This is a genomic window from Streptomyces sp. NPDC048419, assembly GCF_043200415.1.
Lineage (GTDB): Bacteria > Actinomycetota > Actinomycetes > Streptomycetales > Streptomycetaceae > Streptomyces.
In genome coordinates, this window is sequence record NZ_JBICXT010000001.1 from 36,544 (window position 1) to 59,353 (window position 22,810).

Here is a 22,810-nt window from a genome sequence, read left to right on the forward strand (position 1 = left end):
GCCCCTGACAGTCCTGTGCATGTGCTGATCCCTTCGTGTGGGGGGTGTGGGGGTGGCGGTGCGTGTGCGGTAGGGGTGCGGTGCGGGCTCAGCCGCGCAGCCAGACCGCGGTGTCCTTCGGCAGCCGTCCGCCGGTGTCCAAGGGGCCGCTGCCGAGCAGGAGTTCGTTGTGGGCGGGAAGCGCGGCGGAGGTGTCGGCGAGGTTCACCACGCAGACGGCGCCGCCGCGGGTGAAGGCCAGGACGCCCTTGGGCGCGGGCAGCCAGGTGAGCGGGCCGGTGCCGAAGGCCGGGCGCAGCCGGGTGCCCGCGCGGTAGAGGGCGAGCATCGAGCCGGGGTCGGCGGCCTGCAGGTCGGCGGCGTACGCGGACCAGCCGGCGGGCTGCGGCAGCCACGGCTCCTGGTGCGAGCCGAAGCCCGCGTACGGCGCCTCGGCGCTCCACGGCAGGGGGACCCGGCAGCCGTCCCGGCCGGGGTCGGTGCCGCCGGAGCGGAAGTACATCGGGTCCTCGATGCGCTCGCGCGGGACGTCGGCCTCGGGCAGGCCGAGTTCCTCGCCCTGGTAGACGTAGACGGCGCCGGGCAGGGCGAGGGAGAGCAGGGCGGCGGCGCGGGCGCGCCGGGTGCCGAGGGCGAGGTCCGTCGGAGTGCCGAAGGCCTTGGCCGCGAAGTCGAAGCCGGTGTCGCCGCGGCCGTATCGGGTCACCGTGCGCGTGACGTCGTGGTTGCACAGCACCCAGGTGGCGGGCGCGCCCACCGGGGCGTGCTCGGCGAGCGTCGTGTCGATCGACGTGCGCAGTCTCCGCGCGTCCCAAGGGCAGGACAGGAAGGAGAAGTTGAAGGCCGTGTGCAGCTCGTCGGGACGGAGGTAACGGGCGAAGCGCTCGGCGTCCGGCAGCCACACCTCGCCGACGAACACACCGTCGTACTCGTCGGCCACGGCCCGCCAGGAGCGGTAGATGTCGTGCAGTTCGTCGCGGTCGACGAAGGGATTGGGGTCGTGGCCCTCGACGAAGTCGGGCAGCGCGGGGTCCTTGGCGAGCAGCGCCGCCGAGTCGATACGGACGCCCGCCACTCCGCGCTCGAACCAGAACCGCAGGATGTCCTCGTGCTCCTGGCGGACGGCCGGGTGGGCCCAGTTGAGGTCGGGCTGCTCCGGCGTGAACAGATGCAGGTACCACTCCCCGTCGGGCAGTCGCGTCCACACCGGCTCGGTGGAGCCGACGAACTGCGACGGCCAGTCGTTGGGCGGGAGTTGGCCGTGTGCGCCGCGTCCGGGGCGGAAGTGGAACAGCTCGCGCTCCGGGCTGCCCGGGCCGGCGGCGAGCGCGGCACGGAACCAGGGGTGCTGGTCGGAGACGTGGTTGGGCACGATGTCGACGATGGTGCGGATGCCCAGTTCGCGGGCCTCGGCGATCAGCTTCTCCGCCTCGGCGAGGGTGCCGAAGGACGGATCGATCGCGCGGTAGTCGGCGACGTCGTAGCCGCCGTCCTTCATCGGCGACAGGTACCAGGGGGTGAACCACAGGGCGTTCACGCCGAGTTCGGCGAGGTAGGGCAGTCTGGAGCGGACGCCCGCGAGGTCGCCGGTGCCGTCGCCGTCGCCGTCGGCGAAGCTGCGGACGTACACCTGGTAGATGACGGCGGAGCGCCACCAGTGCCTTTCGTCCGTCAGGTCCGTCGAGTCCTTCTGGGCAGGGGTGGGCTGTCCCACTGTGCATGCCTTTCTGTCGAAGGGAGGGCGTCAGCCCTTCGTGCTGCCCGCGCTGATCCCGGCGATGATGTGCCGCTGGAAGATGAGGAACAGCGCGACCATCGGGATGCTGGCGATGACCATGGCGGCGATGAGCACGGTGAGCTGGATGTTCTGCGACAGCTGGACGAGTGCCACGCTGATCGGCTGTTTGTCGGTGTCGGAGAAGACCATCAGCGGCCACAGGAAGTCCTGCCACACGGCGACCAGCGCGAAGATCGACACGACGCCGAGGACCGGCCGCGACATGGGCAGCACGATCGACCAGAGGGTGCGCAGCCTGCCGGCGCCGTCCATCTCGGCGGCCTCCAGCACATCGCGGGGAAGCTGGTCGAAGAACCGCTTGAGCAGATAGAGGTTGAAGGCGTTGGCGACGGCCGGCAGCCAGATGGCCAGCGGGTCGTTGAGCAGGCTGGTGTGGATGAAAGGCAGGTCGGCGACGGTCAGGTACTTCGGTACGACGAGGGCCTGCGCCGGGACCATCAGCGTGGCGAGGATGCCGCCGAGGATCACGTTGCCGAACGCCGGCTTGAGCTTCGACAGGGCGTAGGCGGCGGCCGTGCAGAAGACGATCTGGAACGCCCAGGCGCCGGCCGCCTGGACCACCGTGTTCCACAGGTGCTCCGGCAGTTGCATCAGGTCCCAGGCGTCGGTGTAGCCGCCGAGGTGCCACTGCTTCGGCACGAGTGTGGGAGGCGTCCGCGCGATCTCGTCCGGCGACTTCAGGGCGCCGGTCGCCATCCAGTACACGGGAAAGAGAAAGGCGAGGGCGAAGAGCAGGACTACGGCCGCGAAGACGGTCCAGTACACGGCCTTGCCGCGTGGGCGGGCGAGGGCCGCCGGCGAGACGAGGGTGCGGGTGGCGCTCATACGTCCTCCCCTCCGGAGCGGGTGAGCCACAGGTAGCCGGCGGCGAAGGCGCCGAGCAGCACCAGGAGCATCACGCTGAGCGCGCAGGCGCCGCCGAAGTCGTTGTAGAGGAAGGCGTACTTGTAGATCAGGTACAGGACGGTGACGGTGGCGTTCTCCGGACCGCCGCCCGTGATGACGAACGGTTCGGTGAACACCTGCATCGTCGCGATGACCTGAAGGAGCATCAGCATCAGGATCACGAAGCGGGTCTGCGGGATCGTCACGTGCCGGATGCGCTGGAGCAGATTGGCACCGTCCAGTTCGGCGGCCTCGTAGAGCTCGCCGGGGATGGACTGCAGGGCGGCCAGGTAGATCAGGACGGTGCCGCCCATGTTGGCCCAAGTGGCTACGATCACCAGCGAGACGAGGGCGGTGTCGGCGCCGTTGGACCAGTTCGAGGTGGGCAGGTGCAGGAAGCGCAGCGCCTCGTTGGCGAGGCCGGCCCCTGGGTCGTAGAACCACTTCCACAGCAGGGCGCTGACCACCGGCGGAATCATCACCGGGAGGTAGACCACGACCCTGAAGAAGGCCTTGGCGTGCCGGAGTTCGTTGAGGACGAGCGCCATCACGAACGGGATCGCGAAACCGATCAGCAGGGCCAGCAGCGTGAAGGTGAAGGTGTTGCGCCAGGCGGCGGTGAACTCCGGGTCGTGCCAGACCCGGGTGAAGTTGGCGGTGCCGACCCATTCGGGCGAGGAGCCCGGCGTGTACTTCTGGAAGGCGATCACGACGGCGCGGATCGCCGGGTACCAGGAGAACAGCGCGAAGCAGAGGAGGCCGCCGAGGAGGAAGGCGTAGGCGCGGGCCTGGTCGGCGAGGCGGCGCCGTCTCCGGTCCCCTGCCGGAGGCGGCGCCTGCACCGGGCGTACGGCGACCTTGCCGATCGGTCGCCGCTCGGCCGTCTTCGTCATGCTCAGCCCCGCGCCAGGATGCTGTCGATCTTGCCGGAGGCTTCCTTGAGCAGCTGGTCGACGTTCGCGTCCTTCTTGGTGAGGACCGCGGAGACGGCGCCGTCGAGGACGGAGTAGATCTGCTGCGCGTCCGGCGGCTCGATCTTCATCTGGAGCTGCTGGTTGCCGTCGAGGAAGGACTGGTAGTTCTCCACCGGCACATTGGCGTTGGCCTTCTTGACCTGCTGGTCCTTGGCGTCGGCGGCGCCGGTGAAGAGCCGCGGCTCGGGCAGGCCGACGGGCGCGTTCGCCTTCTTGGCGCGGGCGTAGTCGCCGAGGAAGCCCGATCCGGGGGTGAGGAACATGTGGTCGAGCCACTTCAGGCCGGCGCGGATCTGGGCGGGCGTGTCGTGCTTGTTGAACATGTAGCCGTCGCCGCCGATGAGCGTGCCCTTGCCGCCGGGCATCGGGGCGAGCGCGAGGTCCTTGTAGTCGCCGCCCTTCTCCTTGACCAGGATCGGGATGTTGTCGGGGGCGGAGAGGTACATGCCGAGCTTGCCCGAACCCATCATCTGCTGCACGTCGTTGATGACGAGGAGCTGCTTGCTGCCCATCGAGTTGTCGGCCCAGCGCATGTCGTGCAGGTTCTGCAGGACGGCGTGGCCCTCGGGGGTGTCGATGGAGGCCTTCTTGCCGTCGGCGCTCACGACGTCACCGCCCTGGGAGTACATCTCGGCGGTGAAGTGCCAACCGCCCTGGTTCTGGGCGCTGTAGTCGGCGTACCCGACGGTGCCGCCGCCGAGCGCGGCGATCTTCTTGGCGTCGGCGCGGACCTCGTCCCAGGTGGCCGGAGGCCGGTCGGGGTCGAGCCCGGCCTTCTGGAAGAGCTTGCGGTTGTAGATCAGGCCCATCGAGTAGCCGGTGCGTGGGATGCCGTAGATCTTCCCGTCGACGGTGTAGATGTCGCGCAGCTGCTTCTGCAGGGTGCTGTAGCTCTTCAACTCCTTGATGTACGGCGTGAGATCGGCCGCCTGGTTGATGTCGACCACATGCCCCGCGTCGGTGAAGTACGTGTAGAAGACGTCCTCCATCTGGCCGCCGGCGAGCTTGGCGTCGAACGTCTTCGGATCCTGGCAGGGGAACGCGTCGTGTGCGACGACGTCGATGTCCGGGTTCTGCTTCTCGAAGTCGGCGACGTCCTGCTCGAAGAACCCGCGGTCGACCTTGGCGCTCTTGGGCGGCTCGCAGTTGACCGTGATGCGCGTTTTGCCGCTGGAGGAGTCGTCGTCGCTCGATCCGCAGGCGGACGCGGTCAGAGCGAGCGAACAGACGCCGAGTGCGGCGAAGGTACGGCGGAACCCGGTGCTTCTCATCGGTGGACCCCTCTGGGCAGGAGCGGTGGGCGACGCACACTCAAGCACCGCCGACATCTGGACGCAAGATGTCGCGCGCAATTTGAAATTATTCGACAGCCGGATGGATCTCAGGAACGCGGCGCCTGCGCGGTCGACCCCCTGACCACCAGCTCGGGCTCGAACAGGAGCTCCTCGGCGGCTACGGAACTGCCGTTGATCTGCGCGTTCAGCAGCTCCACGGCCGCCCTGCCCATGGCCTCGATGGGCTGGCGGACCGTGGTCAGCGCGGGCTCGGTGCAGTTCATCAGCGCGGAGTCGTCGTAGCCGACGACCGACACCTGCGCGGGGACGCCGAGTCCCTTGCGGCGCGCGGCCCGGATCACCCCGAGGGCGAGGGGGTCGCTGGCACAGATGAAGCCGGTGACGCCCTGGTCGATGAGCCGGGAGGCCGCCGCGTGACCGCCCTCGATGGAGAACATGGCCCGGGCCACGCACTCGTCCGGGAGGTCCCCCATGACCCGGGCGGCGGCGAGCTTGCGCTCCGACGGCATGTGGTCGGACGGTCCCAGCACCAGCCCGATCCTCTCGTGCCCGAGCGAGGCCAGGTGCCGCCAGGCCTGTTCCATCGCCACCGCGTCGTCGCAGGAGACGCCCGGGAAGCCGAGGTGTCCGATGGAGGCGTTGACCAGCACGACCGGGATGTTGCGCTCGGCGAGCCGGCGGTAGTGGTCGTGCGGGGCGTCGGCCTGGGCGTAGAGCCCGCCGGCGAAGACGACGCCGGAGACCTGCTGCTGCAGCAGCAGCTCCACGTAGTCGGCCTCCGAGACACCGCCCTTGGTCTGCGTGCACAGCACCGGCGTCAGGCCGAGCTGGGCCAGGGCTCCGCCGATCACCTCGGCGAACGCGGGGAAGATCGGGTTCTGCAGCTCGGGCAGTACGAGGCCCACGAGCCGGGCGCGTTCACCGCGCAGCTGCGTGGGCCGTTCGTAGCCGAGGACGTCCAGGGCGGAGAGCACCGCCTGCCGGGTGGACTCGGAGACCCCCGGTTTGCCGTTGAGCACCCGGCTGACCGTGGCCTCACTGACCCCGACCTTCTTCGCCACCTCAGCAAGTCGTCGCGTCATGAGCGCAAGAATAGCGCAAGAAATGCAAACAGCTTGCGTAAAGCTGTCAGTGGGCTGCCCACAGACCGCGGATGTGCCCGAGGTGCCTGGTCATGACCTCGCGCACACCGTCCGGATCCCGGGCGAGCAGCGCGTCGAGAAGCTCCAGGTGCTCCTCCGCCGAAGCCTGCAACCGCCCCGCCTCCACCAGGGCGGTCAGCCCGTACAGCCGCGAACGGCGCCGCAGATCCCGTACGACCTCCACGAGGTGGTCGTTGCCCGCCAGCGCCAGCAGGCCCAGATGGAAGTTCAGGTCGGCCTCGATGTACTCGATGAGATCGCCCTTCGCGGCCGAGTTGACGATCTCCATCGCCAGCGGGCGCAGCGCCTTGAGATCACCGGCGTCGGCGGTGGTCGCGAGGCCCACCGTCGTCGGGATCTCGATCAGGGACCGGACGTGCTTGTACTCGTCGAGCTGTTTGTCGGAGACGGCGGTGACCCGGAACCCCTTGTTCGGGACGATGGCGACCATGCCCTCCTTCACCAGCTCGAGCATCGCCTCGCGCACCGGGGTCGCGGAGACGCCCAGGCGAGGGGCGAGGGCCGGCGCCGAGTACACCTCGCCCGGGCGCAGTTCGCCGGCGATCAGGGCGGCCCGCAGCACGTCCACCACGCGTTCGCGGAAGTTGGGCCTCCGGCCGCCGAGCGGCGGCAGAGACGGGCCTTTCTGCGGGGCCATGGTGATCGTCCTCCTCGGGTCACCCGACATTAGCGGAGCCGCCAGGGGGTGTCTGACAAATCCCGTCGTCCGCCCGGAGGGCGGGCCTCGCGGCGTCTGGTGCGCGCGATCGCAAGGCGCCGGACCGCTCGCGTGGCGGGGTCACGTGGGCGGTCCGGCAACGCGGCTGGGGGCGCCCCCTCTGGGGGAGCGCGTGCCAGGCGTCGCGGGGCAGGCGGGAACTGTCAGACACCCCCTAGAGCACGAAGCCCGCGGGGAACGGGTCTTCGGGGTCCAGCAGGTACTGGGCGGTGCCGGTGATCCAGGCGCGGCCGGTGAAGCTGGGCAGCACGGCGGGGCGGCCCGCCACCTCGGTCGTGCCGAGGAGCCGGCCGGTGAACCGGGTGCCGATGAAGGACTCGTTGACGAATTCGGTGTGCAGCGGGAGTTCGCCGCGCGCGTGCAACTGGGCCATGCGCGCGCTCGTCCCGGTGCCGCAGGGCGAGCGGTCGAACCAGCCGGGGTGAATCGCCATCGCGTGCCGCGACAGTCGCGCGGTCGCGCCCGGAGCGATCAGATGGACGTGGTGGCAGCCGCGAATCGACGAATCCTCCGGGTGGACCGGCTCCTCCACGGCGTTGATGGCGTCCATCAGGGACAGGCCCGCCGCGAGGATGTCGTCCTTGCGGGAGCGGTCGAAGGGGAGGCCGAACTGCTCCAGCGGCAGGATGGCGTAGAAGTTGCCGCCGTAGGCCAGGTCATAGGTCACCGACCGCCCGTCGGCCAGTGTCGCCTTGCGGTCGAGTGCGACCGCGAACGACGGCACGTTGCGCAGCGTGACCGCCTTGACCGCCCCGCCCTCCACCGCCACCTCGGCGATCACGAGCCCGGCCGGGGTGTCCAGCCGGATGGTGGTGACCGGTTCGACGACCTCGACCATGCCGGTCTCCACCAGCACGGTCGCGACGCCGATCGTGCCGTGCCCGCACATGGGCAGATAGCCGGAGACCTCGATGTAGACGACGCCCCAGTCGCAGTCGTCCCGGGTCGGCGGCTGCAGGATCGCGCCGCTCATCGCGGAGTGCCCACGCGGCTCGTTCATCAGCAACTGCTTGATGTCGTCGCGGTGTTCGCGGAAGTACAGCCGCCGCTCGTTCATCGTCGCGCCGGGGATGGTGCCGATCCCGCCGGTGATCACGCGGGTGGGCATGCCCTCGGTGTGCGAGTCGACGGCGTGCAGGACGAGTCTGCTGCGCATGATCCCTACGCCAGTCCGGCCGCGACGGCCTGCTCGGTGGCGGCCCGGACCACGGCCTCCTGCTCGGGCAGCAGTGGCACCCGAGGCGGACGGCAGCCGCCTCCGTGCCGCCCGACGATGTCCATGGACAACTTGATGGCCTGTACGAACTCCACCTTGGAGTCCCAGCGCAGCAGCGGGTGCAGCTGCTCGTAGAGCTTCTTGGCCGTGCCCAGGTCTCCTGCCACGGCCGCGCGGTACAGCTCGACGCTCGACCTCGGCAGCGCGTTCGGGTAACCGGCCACCCAGCCCTTCGCACCCGCGATCGCCAGCTCCAGCAGAACGTCGTCCGCACCGATCAACAGGTCGAGTTCCGGGGCGAGTTCGACGATCCGGTAGGCGCGCCGGACGTCGCCGGAGAACTCCTTCACGCCCTGGATGTACCCCTCGCCGTGCAGCTCGGCGAGGAGTTCCGGCACGAGGTCGACCTTGGTGTCGATGGGGTTGTTGTACGCCACCACAGGCACGCCCGCCTTCGCGACCTCCGCGTAGTGGGCCAGCACCGAACGCCCGTCGGCGCGGTAGGTGTTGGGCGGCAGCAGCATCACCGCACGGCAGCCCGCGGCACGCGCCTGCTCGGCCCAGCGGCGGGCCTCCGCGGACCCGTACGCGGCGACGCCGGGCATCACGCGCTCCCCGCCGATCGCGTCGACGGCCGTCTCGACGACCTTGGCCCGCTCCTCGGGGGTGAGCACCTGGTACTCCCCCAGCGAGCCGTTGGGCACCACGCCGTCGCAGCCGTTCGCGACGAGCCAGGCACAGTGCTCGGCGTACTTGTCGTAGTTCACGGAGTGGTCGTCGTTCAGCGGCAGCGCGGTGGCGACGAGAACGCCGCGCCAGGGACGGTGGTCGGTCATGAGGGCCCTCCATCGGTCGGGTGGATGTGCTCGCGGGCGAGGACGCCGAGCGGGACGGGACGGGCGAACGGCCGTCTTGACGGGGCGAGTTCGCACCCGGTGAGCCCGGCGACACCGGGTGCGCAGACGCGGCCCTGGCACCAGCCCATGCCGGCCCGGGTCAGCAGCTTCACCGTGCGCAGATCACCCGCGCCGAGCTCTGCGACGGCCACCCGGATCGTGCCGGCGGTGATCTCCTCGCAGCGGCACACCACGGTGTCGTCCAGGACCTGCTCCGTCCAGTGCGCGGGCGGGGCGTACACGGAGTCGAGCGCCGCGGCGAACTCCCGCAGCCGTACACGGGACTTGGCGGCCGCGGCCCACTCACGCGGGTCCGGTACGCCGCCGCCGAGACGGGCCGCGGCGGAGCGCCCGGCGATGTGCCCCTCGGCCAGCGCGAGGCCCGAGCCGCCGATGCCGGTGGCCTCGCCCGCGGCCCAGACACCCGGCACGTCGGTGCGCTGCTCGTCGTCGACGTGCACGCTCAGGCCGTCGAGGCGGCAGCCGAGGGTCTCGGCGAGGTCGGTGTGCGGGAGCATGCCGTGGCCGACGGCGAGGGTGTCACAGGGGATACGGCGCCCGGTGCCGGGCCTGACCCGCCCGTCGCGGTCCAGCGCGGCGACCGTCACGGCCTCCAGCCGGTCGCCGCCGTGTGCCTCGACGACGGTGTGCCGGGCCAGTGTGCGCACGCGATGCCGGATCAACCGGCCTGCGTATCCGGCCCCTTCGGTGATCTTGCCCGGCTGTGCGGCCAGCGTCCGGGTCCGCCGCAGGAAGGCCCGGGGAGCGGCGGACTCGACGAGGGCGGCGACCTCCACGCCGGCTGCGGCGAGGCCCGCCGCCACGGGCAGCAGCAGCGGCCCGGTCCCGGCGACGACGGCGGTACGGCCGGGCACCACGAGCGCCCCCTTGAGCATGGCCTGCGCTCCGCCCGCGGTGACGACGCCGGGGAGGGTCCAGCCGGGGAAGGGCAGCACCTTCTCGTATCCGCCGGTGGCCAGGAGGACGGCGTCGGCGTCCACGGTCGCCGGGTCCTCCCCTTCGGAGCCGCGGAGGGCGTGCACGGTGAACCGGCCGGACCGCCGCCCGTCCGGCCGCCGCTCGGCGAACCAGACATGATGGCCCGTCAAGTGCCTTACGTCGCCTGCCCTGACGTGCGTATCGAGCGCCGCGCGCAGCCGCTCCCATGTCCGCCAGTCATGGTGCAGCGCCTGCGGCCGGCCCGCGCGGAGCCCGGCGGCCGGCTGCCGGTAGAACTGGCCGCCCGCCTGTCCGGCCGCGTCGATCAGCGTGACGCGGACGCCGCGGGCCGCGGCGGCCACGGTCGCGGCGAGGCCCGCCGGGCCCGCGCCGATCACCGCGAGGTGCGGGGCCTGGGAGAGGTGGTCAGTCATCGTGGCCCGTCCCCTCCTGCGTACGGATCGCGTCGCCCGGTTGCAGGGTGACCAGGCAAGCCCGCCTGCCCGGGCGGTCGTTGACGGTCACCAGGCAGTCGAAGCAGACACCGATCCCGCAGAAGACGCCCCGCGGACGGCCCTCGCCACGGGTGGTGCGCCACGAGGTGACACCGGCCGCCCAGAGCGCCGCGGCGACCGTCCGGCCGGGCAGCGCCTCGATCTCACGGCCGTCCAGGGTGACCGTGAAGGCGGGGCCCGGGTGGGCCTCGGTCAGGTCGAGTGGGGAGCTCACGCGGTCTCCTCGGCGAAGCGGTCGGGGCGAAACGAAGTCAGGTCCAGATCGGGTGTCTTCGCGGTCAGCACCTGCGCGATCAGATGCCCGGTACCGGTGGACAGGCCGATGCCGGCGCCCTCGTGGCCGCAGGCGTGGAACAGGCCCGGGACCCGGGGATCGGGGCCGACGGCGGGCAGGTGGTCGGGCATGTAGGGGCGGAAGCCGAGGTAGGAACGGATGGCGTGGACCTCGGCGAGGAAGGGGAACAGCCGTGTCGCGTCCGCCGCCAGGGCCCGCAGGGCGGGCAGGGAGAACGACCTGTCGAAGCCGACCCGTTCACGGCTCGCGCCGATCAGGATCGGTCCGGCGGCGGTGCCCTCCACGACCGGTGACGTCTGCAGTGCGACCGAGTCGCTGGCCACGTCGGCCACGTAGTCGGCGGCGTACACCTTGTGGTGGACCAGACGAGGGAGCGGTTCGGTGACGAGGACGAAGCCGCGCCGCGGGAGGACGGGAAGGACCACCCCGGCGAGGGCGGCGACCTCCCCGCCCCATGTTCCCGCCGCGTTGACGAGCGCCGGGGCGTGGATGTCGCCGTGGTCGGTGCGGACGCCGAGCACCGCGCCGTCGGGGGCGCGCGGCACGCCGGTGACGGTCCGGCCGGTCAGCAGGCGCGCGCCTGAGGCCCGTACCAGATGAGCGGCGGCCAGGGCGGGCATGACCTGGGAGTCCTGCGGATAGTGGACGGCTCCGGGCAGCCCTGGTGCGAGGTGGGGTTCGAGGCTGTACAGGGCGTCGCCGTCGACCGCTTCGGCGACGACTCCCGCGGCTCGCTGCTCGGCGGCGAGGTGTTCCAGCGCGGTCAGTCCGCCCGGGGACGTGGCCACCACGACCCCGCCCTTGGCCTCATACTCGATGAACTCACCGTATTCCTGCGCGAGTTCACTCCACAGGCGGTTGGACAGGAGCGCGAGATCCAGCTCCGGACCCGGCGCTTTGTCGGAGACCAGGAGGTTGCCCTCCCCGGCTCCGGTCGTGCCGCCGGCCACGGGACCGCGGTCCACGACGACGACGTCCAGGCCCGAGCGAGCCGCGTACAGGGCGCAGGCGGCACCTGTCATTCCGGCGCCGACGACCACGACATCGCAGGTCAGAGGGTGACTCACGTCAGTACTATGTCACATACCACAGTTGTTGGGAACAGTGCCGCGCACCCATCCGCGCCGACGGCCGCCTCCGCGCCGGGCCCGCCCCTGCGCTGGGGGCCCCTAGACCCGGCTCCCGGTCGCCGTGTCCGAGGACAGCCGCTGGGCCACGTAGATCGGGAGGACGGAGAGGAGCACCAGTACGGCCGCCACCACGTTCACCACCGGTGCCTGCTGCGGCCTGGTCATGTTGTCGAAGATCCAGATGGGCAGGGTCTCGATGCCGGGGCCCGCCGTGAACGTCGTCACCACGATCTCGTCGAAGGAGAGCGCGAAGGCGAGCAGTCCGCCCGCGAACAGCGCCGAGCGCACCAGTGGGAAGGTGACGTCGGCGAAGGCGCGAAAGGTGTTGGCGCCCAGGTCCATCGCCGCCTCCTCGTAGGTCCCGGCGGTGCGGCGCAGCCGGGCCACGACGTTGTTGAAGACGACGACGATGCAGAAGGTGGCGTGGCCGACGATCACCGTGAACAGGCCGAGGCCGACGCCGAGGGGTTCGAGGACCGTGCCGAAGGCCGAGTTGAGGGCGATGCCCGTGACGATGCCGGGCAGGGCGATCGGCAGGACGACCACGAAGGAGATGGTGCCGCGGCCGAAGAACCGGTGCCGGGCGACGGCGAAGGCGATCAGCGTGCCGAGGACCAGGGCGATGGCGGTGGCGCCGAGCCCGGCCTTGACCGAGACCCACAGCGCCTCACGGGCACCGGCGTTGTGCCAGGCGACCTGCCACCAGTGGATCGTGAACCCGGGCGGCGGCCAGCTCGCACTGCGGTCCGGGCTCAGGGAGTTGACGAGGACGAGCAGCAGCGGGACGTAGATCACGGCGAAGCCGAGCGCGGCGGCGACCCGGAGCGCGATGCGGGCGGATCTGGAGAGTGTCATGTGACATACCACCTGGCTTCGGACGACATGGCACCCCGCCTCACAGACTGCTGAGCGCGCCCGTACGGCGCATGGCCAGCAGGTAGATCACGATGACCACCACCGGCACCGTGCCGAGCGCGGCCGCCATGGGCAGGTTGAGTTCGATGTTGGAGTAGACGACGTTGCCGATGAGCTGGGTCTTGCCGCCGACGATCTGCACGGTGATGTAGTCGCCGAGGCTGAGCGAGAAGGTGAAGATCGACCCGGCCGCGACGGACGGCAGCACCATCGGCAGCACCACCGAGCGGAAGGTGCGCCAGCTTTTCGCGCCCAAGTCCGCCGATGCCTCGAGGAGGTTGGCGGGCAGTTGCTCCAGCGCGGTGTGGATCGGCAGGATCATGTACGGCAGCCAGAGGTACGTCAGGGTCAGCACCGTGGCCGGCAGGCCGTACCCGGGTCCGGCCGTCCCGAACGGCTTCAGCACCCAGTCGGCGAGTCCGCCCTCGGAGAGGATGAGCCGCCAGGCGTACACCTTGACCAGGTAACTGGCCCACAGCGGCGTGAGGATGGCCACCACCAGCAGCGGACGCCACTTCGGCCGGGCCACGCGGGCGGTGTAGAAGGCGAGCGGGAAGGCGATCACCGCGCACAGGACGGTGACCGCGAGGGCGACGCCGATGCTGCGCAGGACCACCTGCCGGTAGACCGGGGTGGTCAGCAGCTCGTGGAAGTTGTCGGTCGACCAGACCTTCACCACCTGGGAGGTGAAGGAGTTGGTCGTCCAGAAGGCGGAGACGAACAGGACGGCGAGCGAACCCAGGTAGAGCACGGCCAGCCACAGCAGCGGCGCCGTCAGCAGCAGGGTCAGCCGGAGCCGGGGACGGCGGTGCAGCGCCCCGGCGAGGCGCCGGACGGTGCCCCGCCCGGCGTTCGCCTCGATGGCGGTCATGCGGTCAGCCCTTGATCTCGGTCCAGGCCTGGACCCACTTGGCGTACGGCACGCACTTCACGTCGGTCCGGCCGTCCAGGCACTGCTCGATGGGGGTGTTCCAGAAGGCGATGTTCTTCCAGTAGTTCTCGTCTGCGGCGTGGTAGACGGTGCAGAAGTTCTTGTCGCTGGTCAGCCCGCACGCCTTGGAGTTGGCGGGTGCCTCGCCGAAGTACTCGGCGACCTGGGCGTTGACCTTCGGCGAGACGATCCAGTCCAGCCACTTGTAGGCGCAGTTGGGGTGCTTGGCCTTGGCGGAGACCATCCAGGTGTCGGACCAGCCGGTCGAACCCTCCTTGGGTACGAAGGCCTTGACCTTGGCGCCCTCGTCGGAGGTGAGGTTCGCGATGACCTGCCAGGTGGTGCCCACCACGGAGTCGCCGCTCTTGAAGGCGGAGACCTCCTTGAGGTAGTCGCTCCAGTACTCGCCGACGTTCGCGTTCTGCTTCTTCAGCAGGGCGACGGCCGCGTCGAACTGCTTCTGGTCCAGCGCGTAGGGGTCCTTGATCTTCAACTCGGGCTTGGTGGCCTTGAGATACAGCGCCGCGTCGGCGATGTAGATCGGGGAGTCGTACGCGGTGACGTGGCCCTTGTGCTGGGCGGCGTCGTCGAAGACCGCCGCCCAGGAGGTGGGCGCGGGCGTGACCTTCTGGGTGTTGTACATCAGCAGGTTGGCGCCGCGGCCGTGCGGGATGCCGTACATCTGGCCCTTGACGGAGTTCCAGCTGCCGTTCTTCAACCCGGCGAAGATGTCCTTGTAGTTGGGCACGAGCTTGGTGTTGACGGGTGCCGCGTCGCCGGAGGCGATCAGGCGCAGGGAGGCGTCGCCGGAGGCCGAGACGGCGTCGTAGTCGCCGGTCTTCATGAGCTTGACCATCTCGTCGGAGCTGGCCGCGACCTTGGAGTTGACCTGGCAGCCGGTCTGCTTCTCGAAGTCGGTGACCCAGTCGACCTTGGGGTCGTTGGAACCGTCCTCGACATAGCCTGCCCAGGCGATCAGGTTGACCTTGCCCTCGGTCTTGCCGAGTTTCGTGGGTGCCTTGAGGTCAGGGGGGTTGAGCCCGGTGGAGGAGGAGCCGCCGCCGGAGTCGGAGGAGCCGCACGCGCCGGCGGCGAGGAGCATGGTGGCGGCGCAGGCCGCGACCTTGAGGGTTCGGGTGAGACGCACGTCGTTCTCCCTGCGGTGTGGGGGCTTCGGCGGCCGGGACCGGGGCTTCAGCGGGTGTCCGGGACCGGGACGGTGTGGCGGCGGTGCCATTGCAGGCGGACCCGCATGCCGCGGTAGGCGGCGACGTCCTCGGCGGAGGTCTCCAGGTTCTGCTGGAGCGCGGTGAGGCGGCCGCCGGCGTCGAGGTCGACCAGGAAGCGGGTGCTGTCCCCCAGGTAGACGACCTCCGCGACGGTGCCGGCGGCGGTGGTGTGCTCCGGCCGGTCGGTCTCCGCGGACTCCTTGAGGACGCGGATCTTCTCGGGCCGGATGCTGTAGATGCCGGGTTCGCCGACGACACGCTGGGCGGCCTCGCCGTCGATCAGGTTCGAGGTGCCGACGAAGGAGGCGACGAAGGGCGTGGCGGGGCGTTCGTAGATCTCGGCGGGAGTGCCGACCTGCTGGATGCGGCCCTGGTCGAAGACGGCGATGCGGTCGCTCATCGTCAGGGCTTCCTGCTGGTCGTGCGTGACGAAGACGAAGGTGATGCCCACCTCGCGCTGGATCTCCTTGAGTTCGACCTGCATCTGCTCGCGCAGCTTGAGGTCGAGCGCGCCGAGCGGTTCGTCCAGGAGCAGTACGCGGGGGCGGCCGACCAGGGCGCGGGCGAGGGCGACGCGCTGGCGCTGGCCGCCCGAGAGCTGGGCGGGGCGGCGCGCGCCGTAGCCTTCGAGGCGGACCTCGGCGAGCGCCTTGCGGGCGCGGACGAGGCGTTCGGCCTTGGGCACCTTGCGGATCTTCAGGGCGTAGGCGACGTTCTGCTCGACGGTCATGTGCGGGAACAGGGCGTAGTCCTGGAACACCGTGTGCACGTCGCGCTCGAACGGGGCGAGGCCCGTCACCTCCTGCCCGGCGAGCTCGATACGGCCGGCGGTCGGGGTCTCGAAGCCGGCGATCAGCCGCAGGACGGTGGTCTTGCCGGAGCCCGAGGGACCGAGCATCGAGAAGAACTCCCCGTCCCTGATCTCCAGTTCGATGCCGGCCACGGCGGTCGTCTCCCCGAACGACTTCCGCAGATCGTGCAGCCGGATCGCCATTCCCTCCATGCACGGGAACCTTTCTGGCGCTCTCTTACGTTGTACGGAAAGATATGAAGTCATAGTTCAAAGCTCAAGTCCCCCTCAAGGTAAAGCTTGAGTCAACGCACAAGGTGGTGCCCGTGAAGCAGCAGCAGATGAACGGCGGTGCCCGCAGGGCCGTGTTCACTCCGGTGGACAACCGGGCGCGTGTCGACGCGGTGGTCCGCCGGATCGGCGACGCCATCGAGCTCGGCCTGCTCGCCCAAGGGGAGCAACTGCCCGGCGAGAGCGAGCTGGCCGGGCAGCTCGGCGTGTCCACCGTGACCCTGCGGGAAGCGCTGATGGCCCTTCGCCAGCAGGGCCTGGTCACCACCCGCAGGGGCCGCGGCGGCGGCTCCTTCGTCTCGTTGCCCGAGGCCCCCGGCGAGGAGCGCCTCAGGGTCCGGCTGCGCGGCTGGAGCACCGAGGAGCTGCGCGACCTCGGCGACCACTGGGCCGCCCTGTCGGGCACGGCGGCCCGGCTCGCCGCCGAGCGCACCGAGCCCGACGACCTCGTACAACTGCGGCGTACGGCCGAGGAGTTGACGCAGGCGGCGGACACCGCGGCGCGCAGCCGGGTCTACGGCCGTTTCCATGTGGAGCTGGCCGCCGCCGCGCAGTCGGCGCGGCTGACCCGGGAGCAGGTCTCGCTGCAGACCGAGATCGGCGCCGTGCTCTGTCTTGTGCTCGGGGACGACGAATATCGTGAAGAGGTGGCGGACCGTCACCGCTCCGTAATCTCGGCGGTGCAGGATGGGGCCCACGAAACGGCCAGGGAACTGGCCGAGCGGTGCGTCCAGGAGTCCACGGCGCGGCTCGTCGCGCTGCGCCTGACCCTCTAGGGTCCGCCGCGCCCGGTCCGCTGGAGGGTGCGCATGAGCCTCGCGACGGCAGCAGCCGGCACGGCGCCGGAGAAGGCGGTCGCGGCAGGCGTCCGCTCCGCCCTGGAGAGCGTGTTCGACGCCGTGACCGCCACCCGCACCGACACCGCGCGGCTGCTGGACCGGGTGGCCGCCGAGGGCCGCCACCCCGCGACCGTGGACCTCGCCGCGCTCCGCCCGGGACTCCATCTGCGCCTGGCCCGCCACGAGTTGGTCTCCGGCGTCGGCTTCGTCGCCGCCCCGGGACTGCTCGGCGACGTGCCGGCCTGGCTGGAGTGGTGGCAGAGCGACTCCGAGGGCGGCGTACGGCCGCTGCTGCTGGACCTCGACCCCGAGCAGTCGGCGTACGCGGACTACACGCACTGGGACTGGTTCACCATCCCCCGCGACACCGGCGAGCGCGCGGTGGCCGGGCCCTACGTCGACTACCTCTGCTCCGACGAGTACAGCCTCACGCTGTCCGCGCCGGTGCGGATGGCGGGACGCTTCGCCGGGGTGGCCGCGGCGGACGTGTATCTACGGCACTTCGAGGGGGCCGTGATGCCGATGCTGCGCCGGCTGCCGGGACCGGCCCATCTGGTCAACGCGCGCGGCCGGGTGACCGCCTCCGCCGACCCCGCCCATCTCGCCGGATCCCTCACCAAGGGACCGGACTTCGCCGCCGTGCTGGAGCGCGGGCGGCCAGGACGGTTCGGTGACCTGAGGCTGGTCCCCTGCCGGGACATCCCGCTCGTGCTCGTCGTCTCGCAGCGCTGAAGGGGGCAGGCGGTCAGGTCCCCGGGGCCGGCACCACCGTCAGATGCGCGGCCGTCTGCCGCGTCCTGCGGGCCCGGGGCCGCTCGCGGCGGGTCTCCCGCAGCACCAGCGTGATCCGGGTGTACCCCATGTCCTGCAGCGTCCGCGGCGTCTCGTCCACCACACGGCAGTCGGTGGCACCCCAGCGCGGATCGGGATGCCTCAGGGCGCGCACGGCGCCGTCGTGCGCCACGGCCTGTTCGCCGACCGCGCGGATCCAGTGCGGCAGGCCCTGCCGGTAGGCGGCCTCCATGATCGGGTCCTGGGCGATGTCACGGCGGATCGACTGCAGCCCGTGGTCGTGGCCGTAGCGCTCCACGGCGGCCGCGAAGTGCGCCAGCATCGGCAGGCACCAGCTCGACTCGTGCTCACCGAGGACCGTGGCCGCGTCGGGGTGGAAGAGGACGAACCTGAGGAAGTTGTCGGCCGGCATGGCCGTCGGGTGCGGGCCCACCTCACGGAAAAGTGACGCGAAAGCGTTGTTGGAGAGGACTACGTCCCAACGGTGGTCGATGACGACGGACGGAAACGGAACGGCCTCAAGGAGGACGGAGTAGTCCTCCAGATACGCCTGGGCGTCGAGACTCTCGGGGACGGGCCGCGGTGCCGACCGCTGCCCACCTGCCTGATATGCCATCGGGAGGTCACCCCTCTTGCCTCTGCGGCCTTCACGCGGCGCCTTGATCCTGCGGTCCCGAGGCGGATCGTGTCAACTATCGTGGCATTTCGTGCTGGTTGACGGCTGAAATTGGCCACAGTTGTGGCGACGTCTGGATGTGAGTTCGAACTACCCGGTAATCTCCGTCGAGTTCACGGCAACCGCTTGTGAGAAGCCTGTGAGATACGTAGGAGATCTGTCGGTGACGGAAGGCTTCGAGGGTCCGGGCACCACGGCGGCGAGCGCTGCGCTGCCGGCCGTCGTCGACCGCGTCACCGCGCTCGCCGACCGGCTCGGCGTGGCCCACGCGGAGGTCTTCGACACGGGCCGTCTGTCCGCCGCCTCGGGAGTGCCCGAGCCCGTGGTCAGGGCCCTGCTGAGCGGCCGTCCGGCGGGCGAACCCGATGTGCAGGAGCGGTTCCTGCAGCGTCTGGACCTGCTGCGCCGCACCCGGCTCAAGCCCAACGGGCGCAAGTACACCCAGCAGGAGATCGCCGACGGCGCGGGCATGTCGCGCCAGCAAGCGGGCGCGCTCATCAACGGCGACCGGCGCCCCACCATGGAGCACTGCGACGCCATCCAGCGCTTCTTCCGGGTGCACGCCGGCTTCCTCACGGCCGAGGACCCCGAGGCCCTCACGGGCACCCTGCAGAGCACCGAGCAGGAACTGCTGCAGAAGCTCGCCGAGCGGGAGGAGGCCGCGGCCGACGACGACCCGCTGGAGCGGCTGCTCCAGGACCACGGCGTCCGCGGGATCGCCTGGCGGGCCGCGCAACTGCCCACCGACCAGCACCGCGACAAGGTCGCCGAGTGGCTGGACATGCTCCTGGAGAGCGTCAAACGGCCCGAGTCGTGAGCCGGGGGAGAGCCGTGGGCATCGGAATGGACATGCGCCGCCTGTGCCACGAGCTGCTCGGGGAACGCTCGCCGCACCCGCCCGGCCCGACGACCTCTACGGCGCCCTGTGCGCGGCGATGAGCAGGCGCCGCGGCCGGCCGGTCCACTTCCGTACGGCCGCCTTCCCGGCCGGGACCGCGAGCGGGCTGTGGCTCGACATGAGCGACCGGGACCTCGTGGTGATCGAGGAACGGACCGCGCCGGACCACCAGTTGGTGATCCTCGGCCATGAGCTGTGGCACATGACGGCCGGGCACCGCGGCCATCACGTCGAGGGCGCCCGGGTCGCGGCCCGGCTGCTCGGCGACGACGCCGACCTGCGCGCCACCGTCCGCACGGTGGCCGCCCGCAGCCGCTTCGACCTCGCCGACGAGCAGGAGGCGGAGAGCTTCGGCCTGCTTCTGGGCAGCAAGTGCCGCACGTGGCTTGCCGGTTCAGGACATCGCGCGCCGGTGCAGCGTGATCACCTGGCGGGGCGGATCGAGGCGTCGCTCGGGTATCCCGGACCGCAGGGCTGAGCGGCCTCGGCTTCCTCACGTCGCGCTGCGCTCACTCGCCTCCCTCAGTTCGCACTCCACCTGGCGGTTGCCGGCCGTGTCCGGACGGCCTGCGCCGGTCCCGGGACGCCCCTGCATGAGCAGCTCGCGCCAGTGCTCGCGGCTCCAGTCGGCCGGGACCGTACCCGCCGTGAAGTCCTCGACCAGCGAGACGAACCGCGCGGGGTCGCTGTGGAACGGGAAGTGGCCCGCCTGCTCGAAGATCTCCAGACGGCTGCCCGGCATGGCCTCGTGCGCCCCGTACGCATGCCGTACGGGCACCACGCTGTCGCGGTCGCCCCACAGCAGCATGGTCGGCATGCCCTCGGTCAGATAGCACCGGTCGAGCATGGTGACGACCTGGCCGCGCCAGTCGACGACCGCGCGCAGGGTGCGGATGAAGGCGTTGCGCGAGGTCTCGTCCGGCAGGGCGTCGACGAGGGTGAGCAGTTCGGGGGCGTCCTGGCCGAGGTCGGTGTCCAGCAATCGCATCAGGCGGACCGCGAGGCTCACTTGGAGCCGCATGCCCGGCAGCCGAAGCGCCGACAGCAGCAGATGGGCACCGGGCAGGGAGACCAGCCGCAGGACGGGGTTGACCTCGCGGCCGACACCGCCCGCGCTGACCAGGATGAGCCGCTCGGTGCGCTCGGGGAACTGGTAGGCGAACTGCATGGCCACGCCGCCGCCCAGCGAGTGCCCGACCAGCGTCGCGGACTCGATGCCGAGCGTGGTGAGCAGGTCCCGCACGCCGTTGGCGTACGCGGCCACCGAGTAGTCGGCGCGCGGCTTGTCCGAGGCGCCGTGGCCGAGCAGGTCGGGGGCGATCACGGTGTGCGTGCGCGCGAGGTCCGGGATCAACTCCGCCCAGGTGGCCGAGGAGTCCCCGATGCCGTGGACGAGGACCAGCGCCGGGCCCTCGCCCGCCATGCGGAAGGCACGCCGGTAGCCGTGCACCACGCGGTACTTCAGCTTCAGTTCCCCGTCCCCCACAGGGCGCAGCCGTACGGAGCGCACCGGGCCCCGGCCCAGGACGTCGACCATGCACTCGCCTCCCCGTTCCCCGGCCGCGCGCAAGCGGCCGCATCCCTTGTCCTCCAGCGTAGAACCGGTTTCCCCCAAGGGATTTCACGGACGTTTCGCCTCCGCTGCACGGGCGGCCGGCGCGCCGGGGTACCGCCGCCCGGGCGACGCCGTGAGCTGGGCCGACACCCCATTGTCAGTGGTGGCAGGCAAGCTGGAGTCGCGCCCCTTCGTACGGGCGCGGAGAGATGACGCCGACAGGGGAGAGCCGACGATGCCCACTGCCGTACTGACCGACCGCGAGCGGACCGCCGTGAAGGCCTATCTGCGCCTGTTGCACACCGTACGAGCCGCGTTCGACGGTCCTCCTGGCGATCCTCGACCACCCGTCGTACCGCCCGCCGTCCTGGAGGAGGCCGAACAGGCGCTGTCGGCCGCGGGCCTGACGGGGAACGAGGAGGAGTTCTTCCGCCTGCTGCAGACCTGGTGCCCCGAGCCGTGACGACCGCTCAGAGAGGCTTCAGGGGGTGTGGGAGACGGTGATCGCCGTCGCCGCAAGACCCCGCTGGACGGTCCACCGGCCCTCGAAGTGGCCGAGCCGCCGGCCGCCGACCACCGGGCCGGGGACGAGGAGTTCGGCGCGGAGGCCGCCGCGCAGCGGCGCGCCCGGGTCGACGGACACCTCGATGTCGGCCTCCGTGAAGTCCAGCCACTGCCCGGTCAGGGGGAACCACGCCTTGTAGACGGACTCCTTGGCGCTGAACAGCAGCCGGTCCCAGTGGACCCCGGGATGCCGCGCGGCCAGGCGGCGCAGCCGGGCGACCTCGGTGGGCAGGGCGACGGCGTCCAGGACGCCCTCCGGGAGCGGCTGGTGGGGTTCGGCGTCGATGCCGAGGGAGGCCAGGTCGGCGGCGCGGACCAGGGCGGCGGCGCAGTAGCCGTCGCAGTGGGTCATGCTGCCGACGAGCCCGGCCGGCCAGCCCGGCGCTCCGCGCTCGCCGGGCAGCAGCGGCTGCGGCGGCACGCCGAGCTTGTCCATGGCACGGCGCGCGCAGGCCCGGACGAGGGCGAACTCACGGCGGCGCTTGGGCACGGCCTGTGCCACGACCGCGGCCTCCTCGGGGTACAGCGGCGCGTACTCGCTGCCGTCGTCGCCCTGCACCTCCACGGCCACCACCTCGTGCGGCAGCAGCTCCTCGATCACCCGACGCCCACCTCCTTCGGCAGCACGCGGCGCAGTCGGCCCGGCGGCCCGGGCCGCTTGCGCCACTCACGCGGGTAGCCGACCGAGACCTCCTCGAAGCGGACGCCCTCATGAAAGGTGGTCCGCGGGATGTGCAGGTGCCCGTAGACCATGGTCTCCACGCGGAAGCGCCGGTGCCAGTCGGCGGTCAGGCCGGTGCCGCACCACATGGCGAACTCGGGGTGCCACAGGACGTCGCAGGGGTGCCGGTCCAGCGGGTAGTGGTTGACGAGCACGGTGGGCAGGTCCGCGGGCAGTTCGGCGAGCCGGCGTTCGGTCTCGGCGACCCTGGCCCGGCACCAGGCCTCGCGGCTCGGGTAGGGATCGGGGTGCAGCAGGTACTCGTCGGTGCACACGATGCCGGTCCCGTGCGCGTACTCCAGACCCTCCGCCTTGGTGCCGCAGCCGGCCGGCAGGAACGAGTAGTCGTAGAGGAGGAAGAGGGGCGCCACGGCGACGGGGCCGTCGGGGCCCTCCCAGACCGGGTAGGGGTCCTCGGGGGTGACGACGCCCAGTTCGCGGCACATCTCGACGAGGTGCTCGTAGCGGGCGACGCCGCGCAGGGTGACGGGGTCCTTGGGGTGGGTCCACAGCTCGTGGTTGCCCGGCACCCAGATCACCTTGGCGAAGCGGCTCGCGAGAGTCTTCAGAGCCCAGCGGATGTCGGACGCGATCTCCGAGACGTCACCGGCCACGAGCAGCCAGTCACCGTCCGACCCGGGGCGCATCTCCTCGACCAGGGCACGGTTCTCGGTGTATCCGATGTGCAGGTCGCTGATGGCCAGCAGCTGTCCGGCACCCCCGGCCGTCGACGTCACCTCGCGTCCCCCTCCACACCGAGCGCACTCACGAACGGCACCACGAGA

The 22,810-nt window shown here is 71.0% G+C and carries 23 protein-coding genes and 1 pseudogene; 5 read left to right on the forward strand and 19 right to left on the reverse strand.

The window, feature by feature from the left end; genetic code table 11:
• Nucleotides 1-88: 88 nt before the first annotated feature.
• The 15 genes from ACGFYN_RS00165 to ACGFYN_RS00235 all read right to left on the reverse strand — a co-directional run bounded on the left by ACGFYN_RS00165 (nucleotide 89) and on the right by ACGFYN_RS00235 (nucleotide 15,902).
• Nucleotides 89-1,714 carry a glycoside hydrolase family 13 protein gene (locus ACGFYN_RS00165; RefSeq protein WP_393863427.1) on the reverse strand — a complete coding sequence of 542 codons (1,626 nt, stop codon included), beginning with the start codon at nucleotides 1,712-1,714 and terminating at the stop codon, nucleotides 89-91.
• 30 nt (nucleotides 1,715-1,744) lie between these two features.
• The gene (locus tag ACGFYN_RS00170; RefSeq protein ID WP_393863428.1) at nucleotides 1,745-2,623 is read right to left on the reverse strand and encodes a carbohydrate ABC transporter permease; all 879 of its coding nucleotides are present in this window, start codon (nucleotides 2,621-2,623) and stop codon (nucleotides 1,745-1,747) included.
• Nucleotides 2,620-3,576 (reverse strand): carbohydrate ABC transporter permease, encoded by a 957-nt coding sequence (locus ACGFYN_RS00175; protein ID WP_393863429.1) that lies wholly within the window; start codon nucleotides 3,574-3,576, stop codon nucleotides 2,620-2,622. The genes ACGFYN_RS00170 and ACGFYN_RS00175 overlap by 4 nt, the downstream gene beginning before the upstream one ends.
• Nucleotides 3,577-3,578: 2 nt before the next feature.
• On the reverse strand, nucleotides 3,579-4,928 hold the full coding sequence (locus tag ACGFYN_RS00180; RefSeq protein WP_393863430.1) for an ABC transporter substrate-binding protein: 1,350 nt from the start codon (nucleotides 4,926-4,928) through the stop codon (nucleotides 3,579-3,581).
• Nucleotides 4,929-5,038: 110 nt separating this feature from the next.
• Complete coding sequence (locus ACGFYN_RS00185) at nucleotides 5,039-6,034, reverse strand: LacI family DNA-binding transcriptional regulator (protein ID WP_393863431.1); 996 nt, start codon at nucleotides 6,032-6,034, stop codon at nucleotides 5,039-5,041.
• A 46-nt stretch (nucleotides 6,035-6,080) separates the two neighbouring features.
• The gene (locus ACGFYN_RS00190; protein ID WP_393863432.1) at nucleotides 6,081-6,752 is read right to left on the reverse strand and encodes a GntR family transcriptional regulator; all 672 of its coding nucleotides are present in this window, start codon (nucleotides 6,750-6,752) and stop codon (nucleotides 6,081-6,083) included.
• 235 nt (nucleotides 6,753-6,987) lie between these two features.
• Nucleotides 6,988-7,989 carry a proline racemase family protein gene (locus ACGFYN_RS00195; RefSeq protein ID WP_393863433.1) on the reverse strand — a complete coding sequence of 334 codons (1,002 nt, stop codon included), beginning with the start codon at nucleotides 7,987-7,989 and terminating at the stop codon, nucleotides 6,988-6,990.
• A 5-nt stretch (nucleotides 7,990-7,994) separates the two neighbouring features.
• Nucleotides 7,995-8,885 carry a dihydrodipicolinate synthase family protein gene (locus tag ACGFYN_RS00200; RefSeq protein ID WP_393863434.1) on the reverse strand — a complete coding sequence of 297 codons (891 nt, stop codon included), beginning with the start codon at nucleotides 8,883-8,885 and terminating at the stop codon, nucleotides 7,995-7,997.
• Nucleotides 8,882-10,318, reverse strand: a complete 1,437-nt coding sequence (locus tag ACGFYN_RS00205; protein WP_393863435.1) for an NAD(P)/FAD-dependent oxidoreductase — start codon at nucleotides 10,316-10,318, stop codon at nucleotides 8,882-8,884. Before ACGFYN_RS00205 ends, ACGFYN_RS00200 begins: the two co-directional genes overlap by 4 nt.
• Complete coding sequence (locus ACGFYN_RS00210; protein ID WP_393863436.1) at nucleotides 10,311-10,613, reverse strand: (2Fe-2S)-binding protein; 303 nt, start codon at nucleotides 10,611-10,613, stop codon at nucleotides 10,311-10,313. The genes ACGFYN_RS00205 and ACGFYN_RS00210 overlap by 8 nt, the downstream gene beginning before the upstream one ends.
• A complete protein-coding gene (locus tag ACGFYN_RS00215; protein WP_393863437.1) occupies nucleotides 10,610-11,761 on the reverse strand; it encodes an NAD(P)/FAD-dependent oxidoreductase in 1,152 nt (383 codons plus the stop codon). Before ACGFYN_RS00215 ends, ACGFYN_RS00210 begins: the two co-directional genes overlap by 4 nt.
• Nucleotides 11,762-11,863: 102 nt before the next feature.
• Entirely contained in the window at nucleotides 11,864-12,679 is an 816-nt protein-coding gene (locus ACGFYN_RS00220; protein WP_393863438.1) for an ABC transporter permease, read from the reverse strand.
• A gap of 40 nt (nucleotides 12,680-12,719) precedes the next feature.
• A complete protein-coding gene (locus ACGFYN_RS00225) occupies nucleotides 12,720-13,610 on the reverse strand; it encodes an ABC transporter permease (protein WP_393863439.1) in 891 nt (296 codons plus the stop codon).
• A 4-nt stretch (nucleotides 13,611-13,614) separates the two neighbouring features.
• Complete coding sequence (locus ACGFYN_RS00230) at nucleotides 13,615-14,817, reverse strand: ABC transporter substrate-binding protein (RefSeq protein ID WP_393863440.1); 1,203 nt, start codon at nucleotides 14,815-14,817, stop codon at nucleotides 13,615-13,617.
• Nucleotides 14,818-14,864: 47 nt separating this feature from the next.
• The gene (locus ACGFYN_RS00235) at nucleotides 14,865-15,902 is read right to left on the reverse strand and encodes an ABC transporter ATP-binding protein (protein ID WP_393863441.1); all 1,038 of its coding nucleotides are present in this window, start codon (nucleotides 15,900-15,902) and stop codon (nucleotides 14,865-14,867) included.
• Between the two features lie 128 nt (nucleotides 15,903-16,030).
• Here ACGFYN_RS00235 and ACGFYN_RS00240 point away from each other — a divergent pair, with 128 nt between their 5' ends.
• Together ACGFYN_RS00240 and ACGFYN_RS00245 are read left to right on the forward strand one after the other, a co-directional pair.
• Nucleotides 16,031-16,756: a FadR/GntR family transcriptional regulator gene (locus tag ACGFYN_RS00240; RefSeq protein WP_393864129.1), complete on the forward strand. Its 726-nt coding sequence runs from the start codon at nucleotides 16,031-16,033 to the stop codon at nucleotides 16,754-16,756.
• 33 nt (nucleotides 16,757-16,789) lie between these two features.
• Complete coding sequence (locus ACGFYN_RS00245) at nucleotides 16,790-17,551, forward strand: cache domain-containing protein (protein WP_393863442.1); 762 nt, start codon at nucleotides 16,790-16,792, stop codon at nucleotides 17,549-17,551.
• Nucleotides 17,552-17,564: 13 nt separating this feature from the next.
• Here the strand turns inward: ACGFYN_RS00245 and ACGFYN_RS00250 are convergent, their stop codons facing one another.
• The gene (locus ACGFYN_RS00250) at nucleotides 17,565-18,227 is read right to left on the reverse strand and encodes a hypothetical protein (RefSeq protein ID WP_393863443.1); all 663 of its coding nucleotides are present in this window, start codon (nucleotides 18,225-18,227) and stop codon (nucleotides 17,565-17,567) included.
• Nucleotides 18,228-18,450: 223 nt separating this feature from the next.
• Here ACGFYN_RS00250 and ACGFYN_RS00255 point away from each other — a divergent pair, with 223 nt between their 5' ends.
• Together ACGFYN_RS00255 and ACGFYN_RS00260 are read left to right on the forward strand one after the other, a co-directional pair.
• Nucleotides 18,451-19,104 (forward strand): helix-turn-helix domain-containing protein, encoded by a 654-nt coding sequence (locus ACGFYN_RS00255; protein ID WP_393863444.1) that lies wholly within the window; start codon nucleotides 18,451-18,453, stop codon nucleotides 19,102-19,104.
• A gap of 32 nt (nucleotides 19,105-19,136) precedes the next feature.
• Nucleotides 19,137-19,663, forward strand: a pseudogene (locus ACGFYN_RS00260) (toxin-antitoxin system, toxin component).
• Between the two features lie 15 nt (nucleotides 19,664-19,678).
• Here ACGFYN_RS00260 and ACGFYN_RS00265 read toward each other — a convergent pair.
• A complete protein-coding gene (locus ACGFYN_RS00265) occupies nucleotides 19,679-20,722 on the reverse strand; it encodes an alpha/beta fold hydrolase (RefSeq protein ID WP_393863445.1) in 1,044 nt (347 codons plus the stop codon).
• Nucleotides 20,723-20,975: 253 nt separating this feature from the next.
• Here ACGFYN_RS00265 and ACGFYN_RS00270 point away from each other — a divergent pair, with 253 nt between their 5' ends.
• Nucleotides 20,976-21,203, forward strand: coding sequence for a hypothetical protein (locus ACGFYN_RS00270; RefSeq protein WP_393863446.1), 228 nt, complete (start codon nucleotides 20,976-20,978; stop codon nucleotides 21,201-21,203).
• Between the two features lie 18 nt (nucleotides 21,204-21,221).
• Here ACGFYN_RS00270 and ACGFYN_RS00275 read toward each other — a convergent pair whose 3' ends face one another.
• Both ACGFYN_RS00275 and ACGFYN_RS00280 read right to left on the reverse strand, forming a co-directional pair.
• Nucleotides 21,222-21,905: a 4'-phosphopantetheinyl transferase gene (locus ACGFYN_RS00275; RefSeq protein ID WP_393863447.1), complete on the reverse strand. Its 684-nt coding sequence runs from the start codon at nucleotides 21,903-21,905 to the stop codon at nucleotides 21,222-21,224.
• The gene (locus tag ACGFYN_RS00280; RefSeq protein ID WP_393863448.1) at nucleotides 21,902-22,762 is read right to left on the reverse strand and encodes a metallophosphoesterase family protein; all 861 of its coding nucleotides are present in this window, start codon (nucleotides 22,760-22,762) and stop codon (nucleotides 21,902-21,904) included. The genes ACGFYN_RS00275 and ACGFYN_RS00280 overlap by 4 nt, the downstream gene beginning before the upstream one ends.
• Nucleotides 22,763-22,810: the final 48 nt, after the last annotated feature.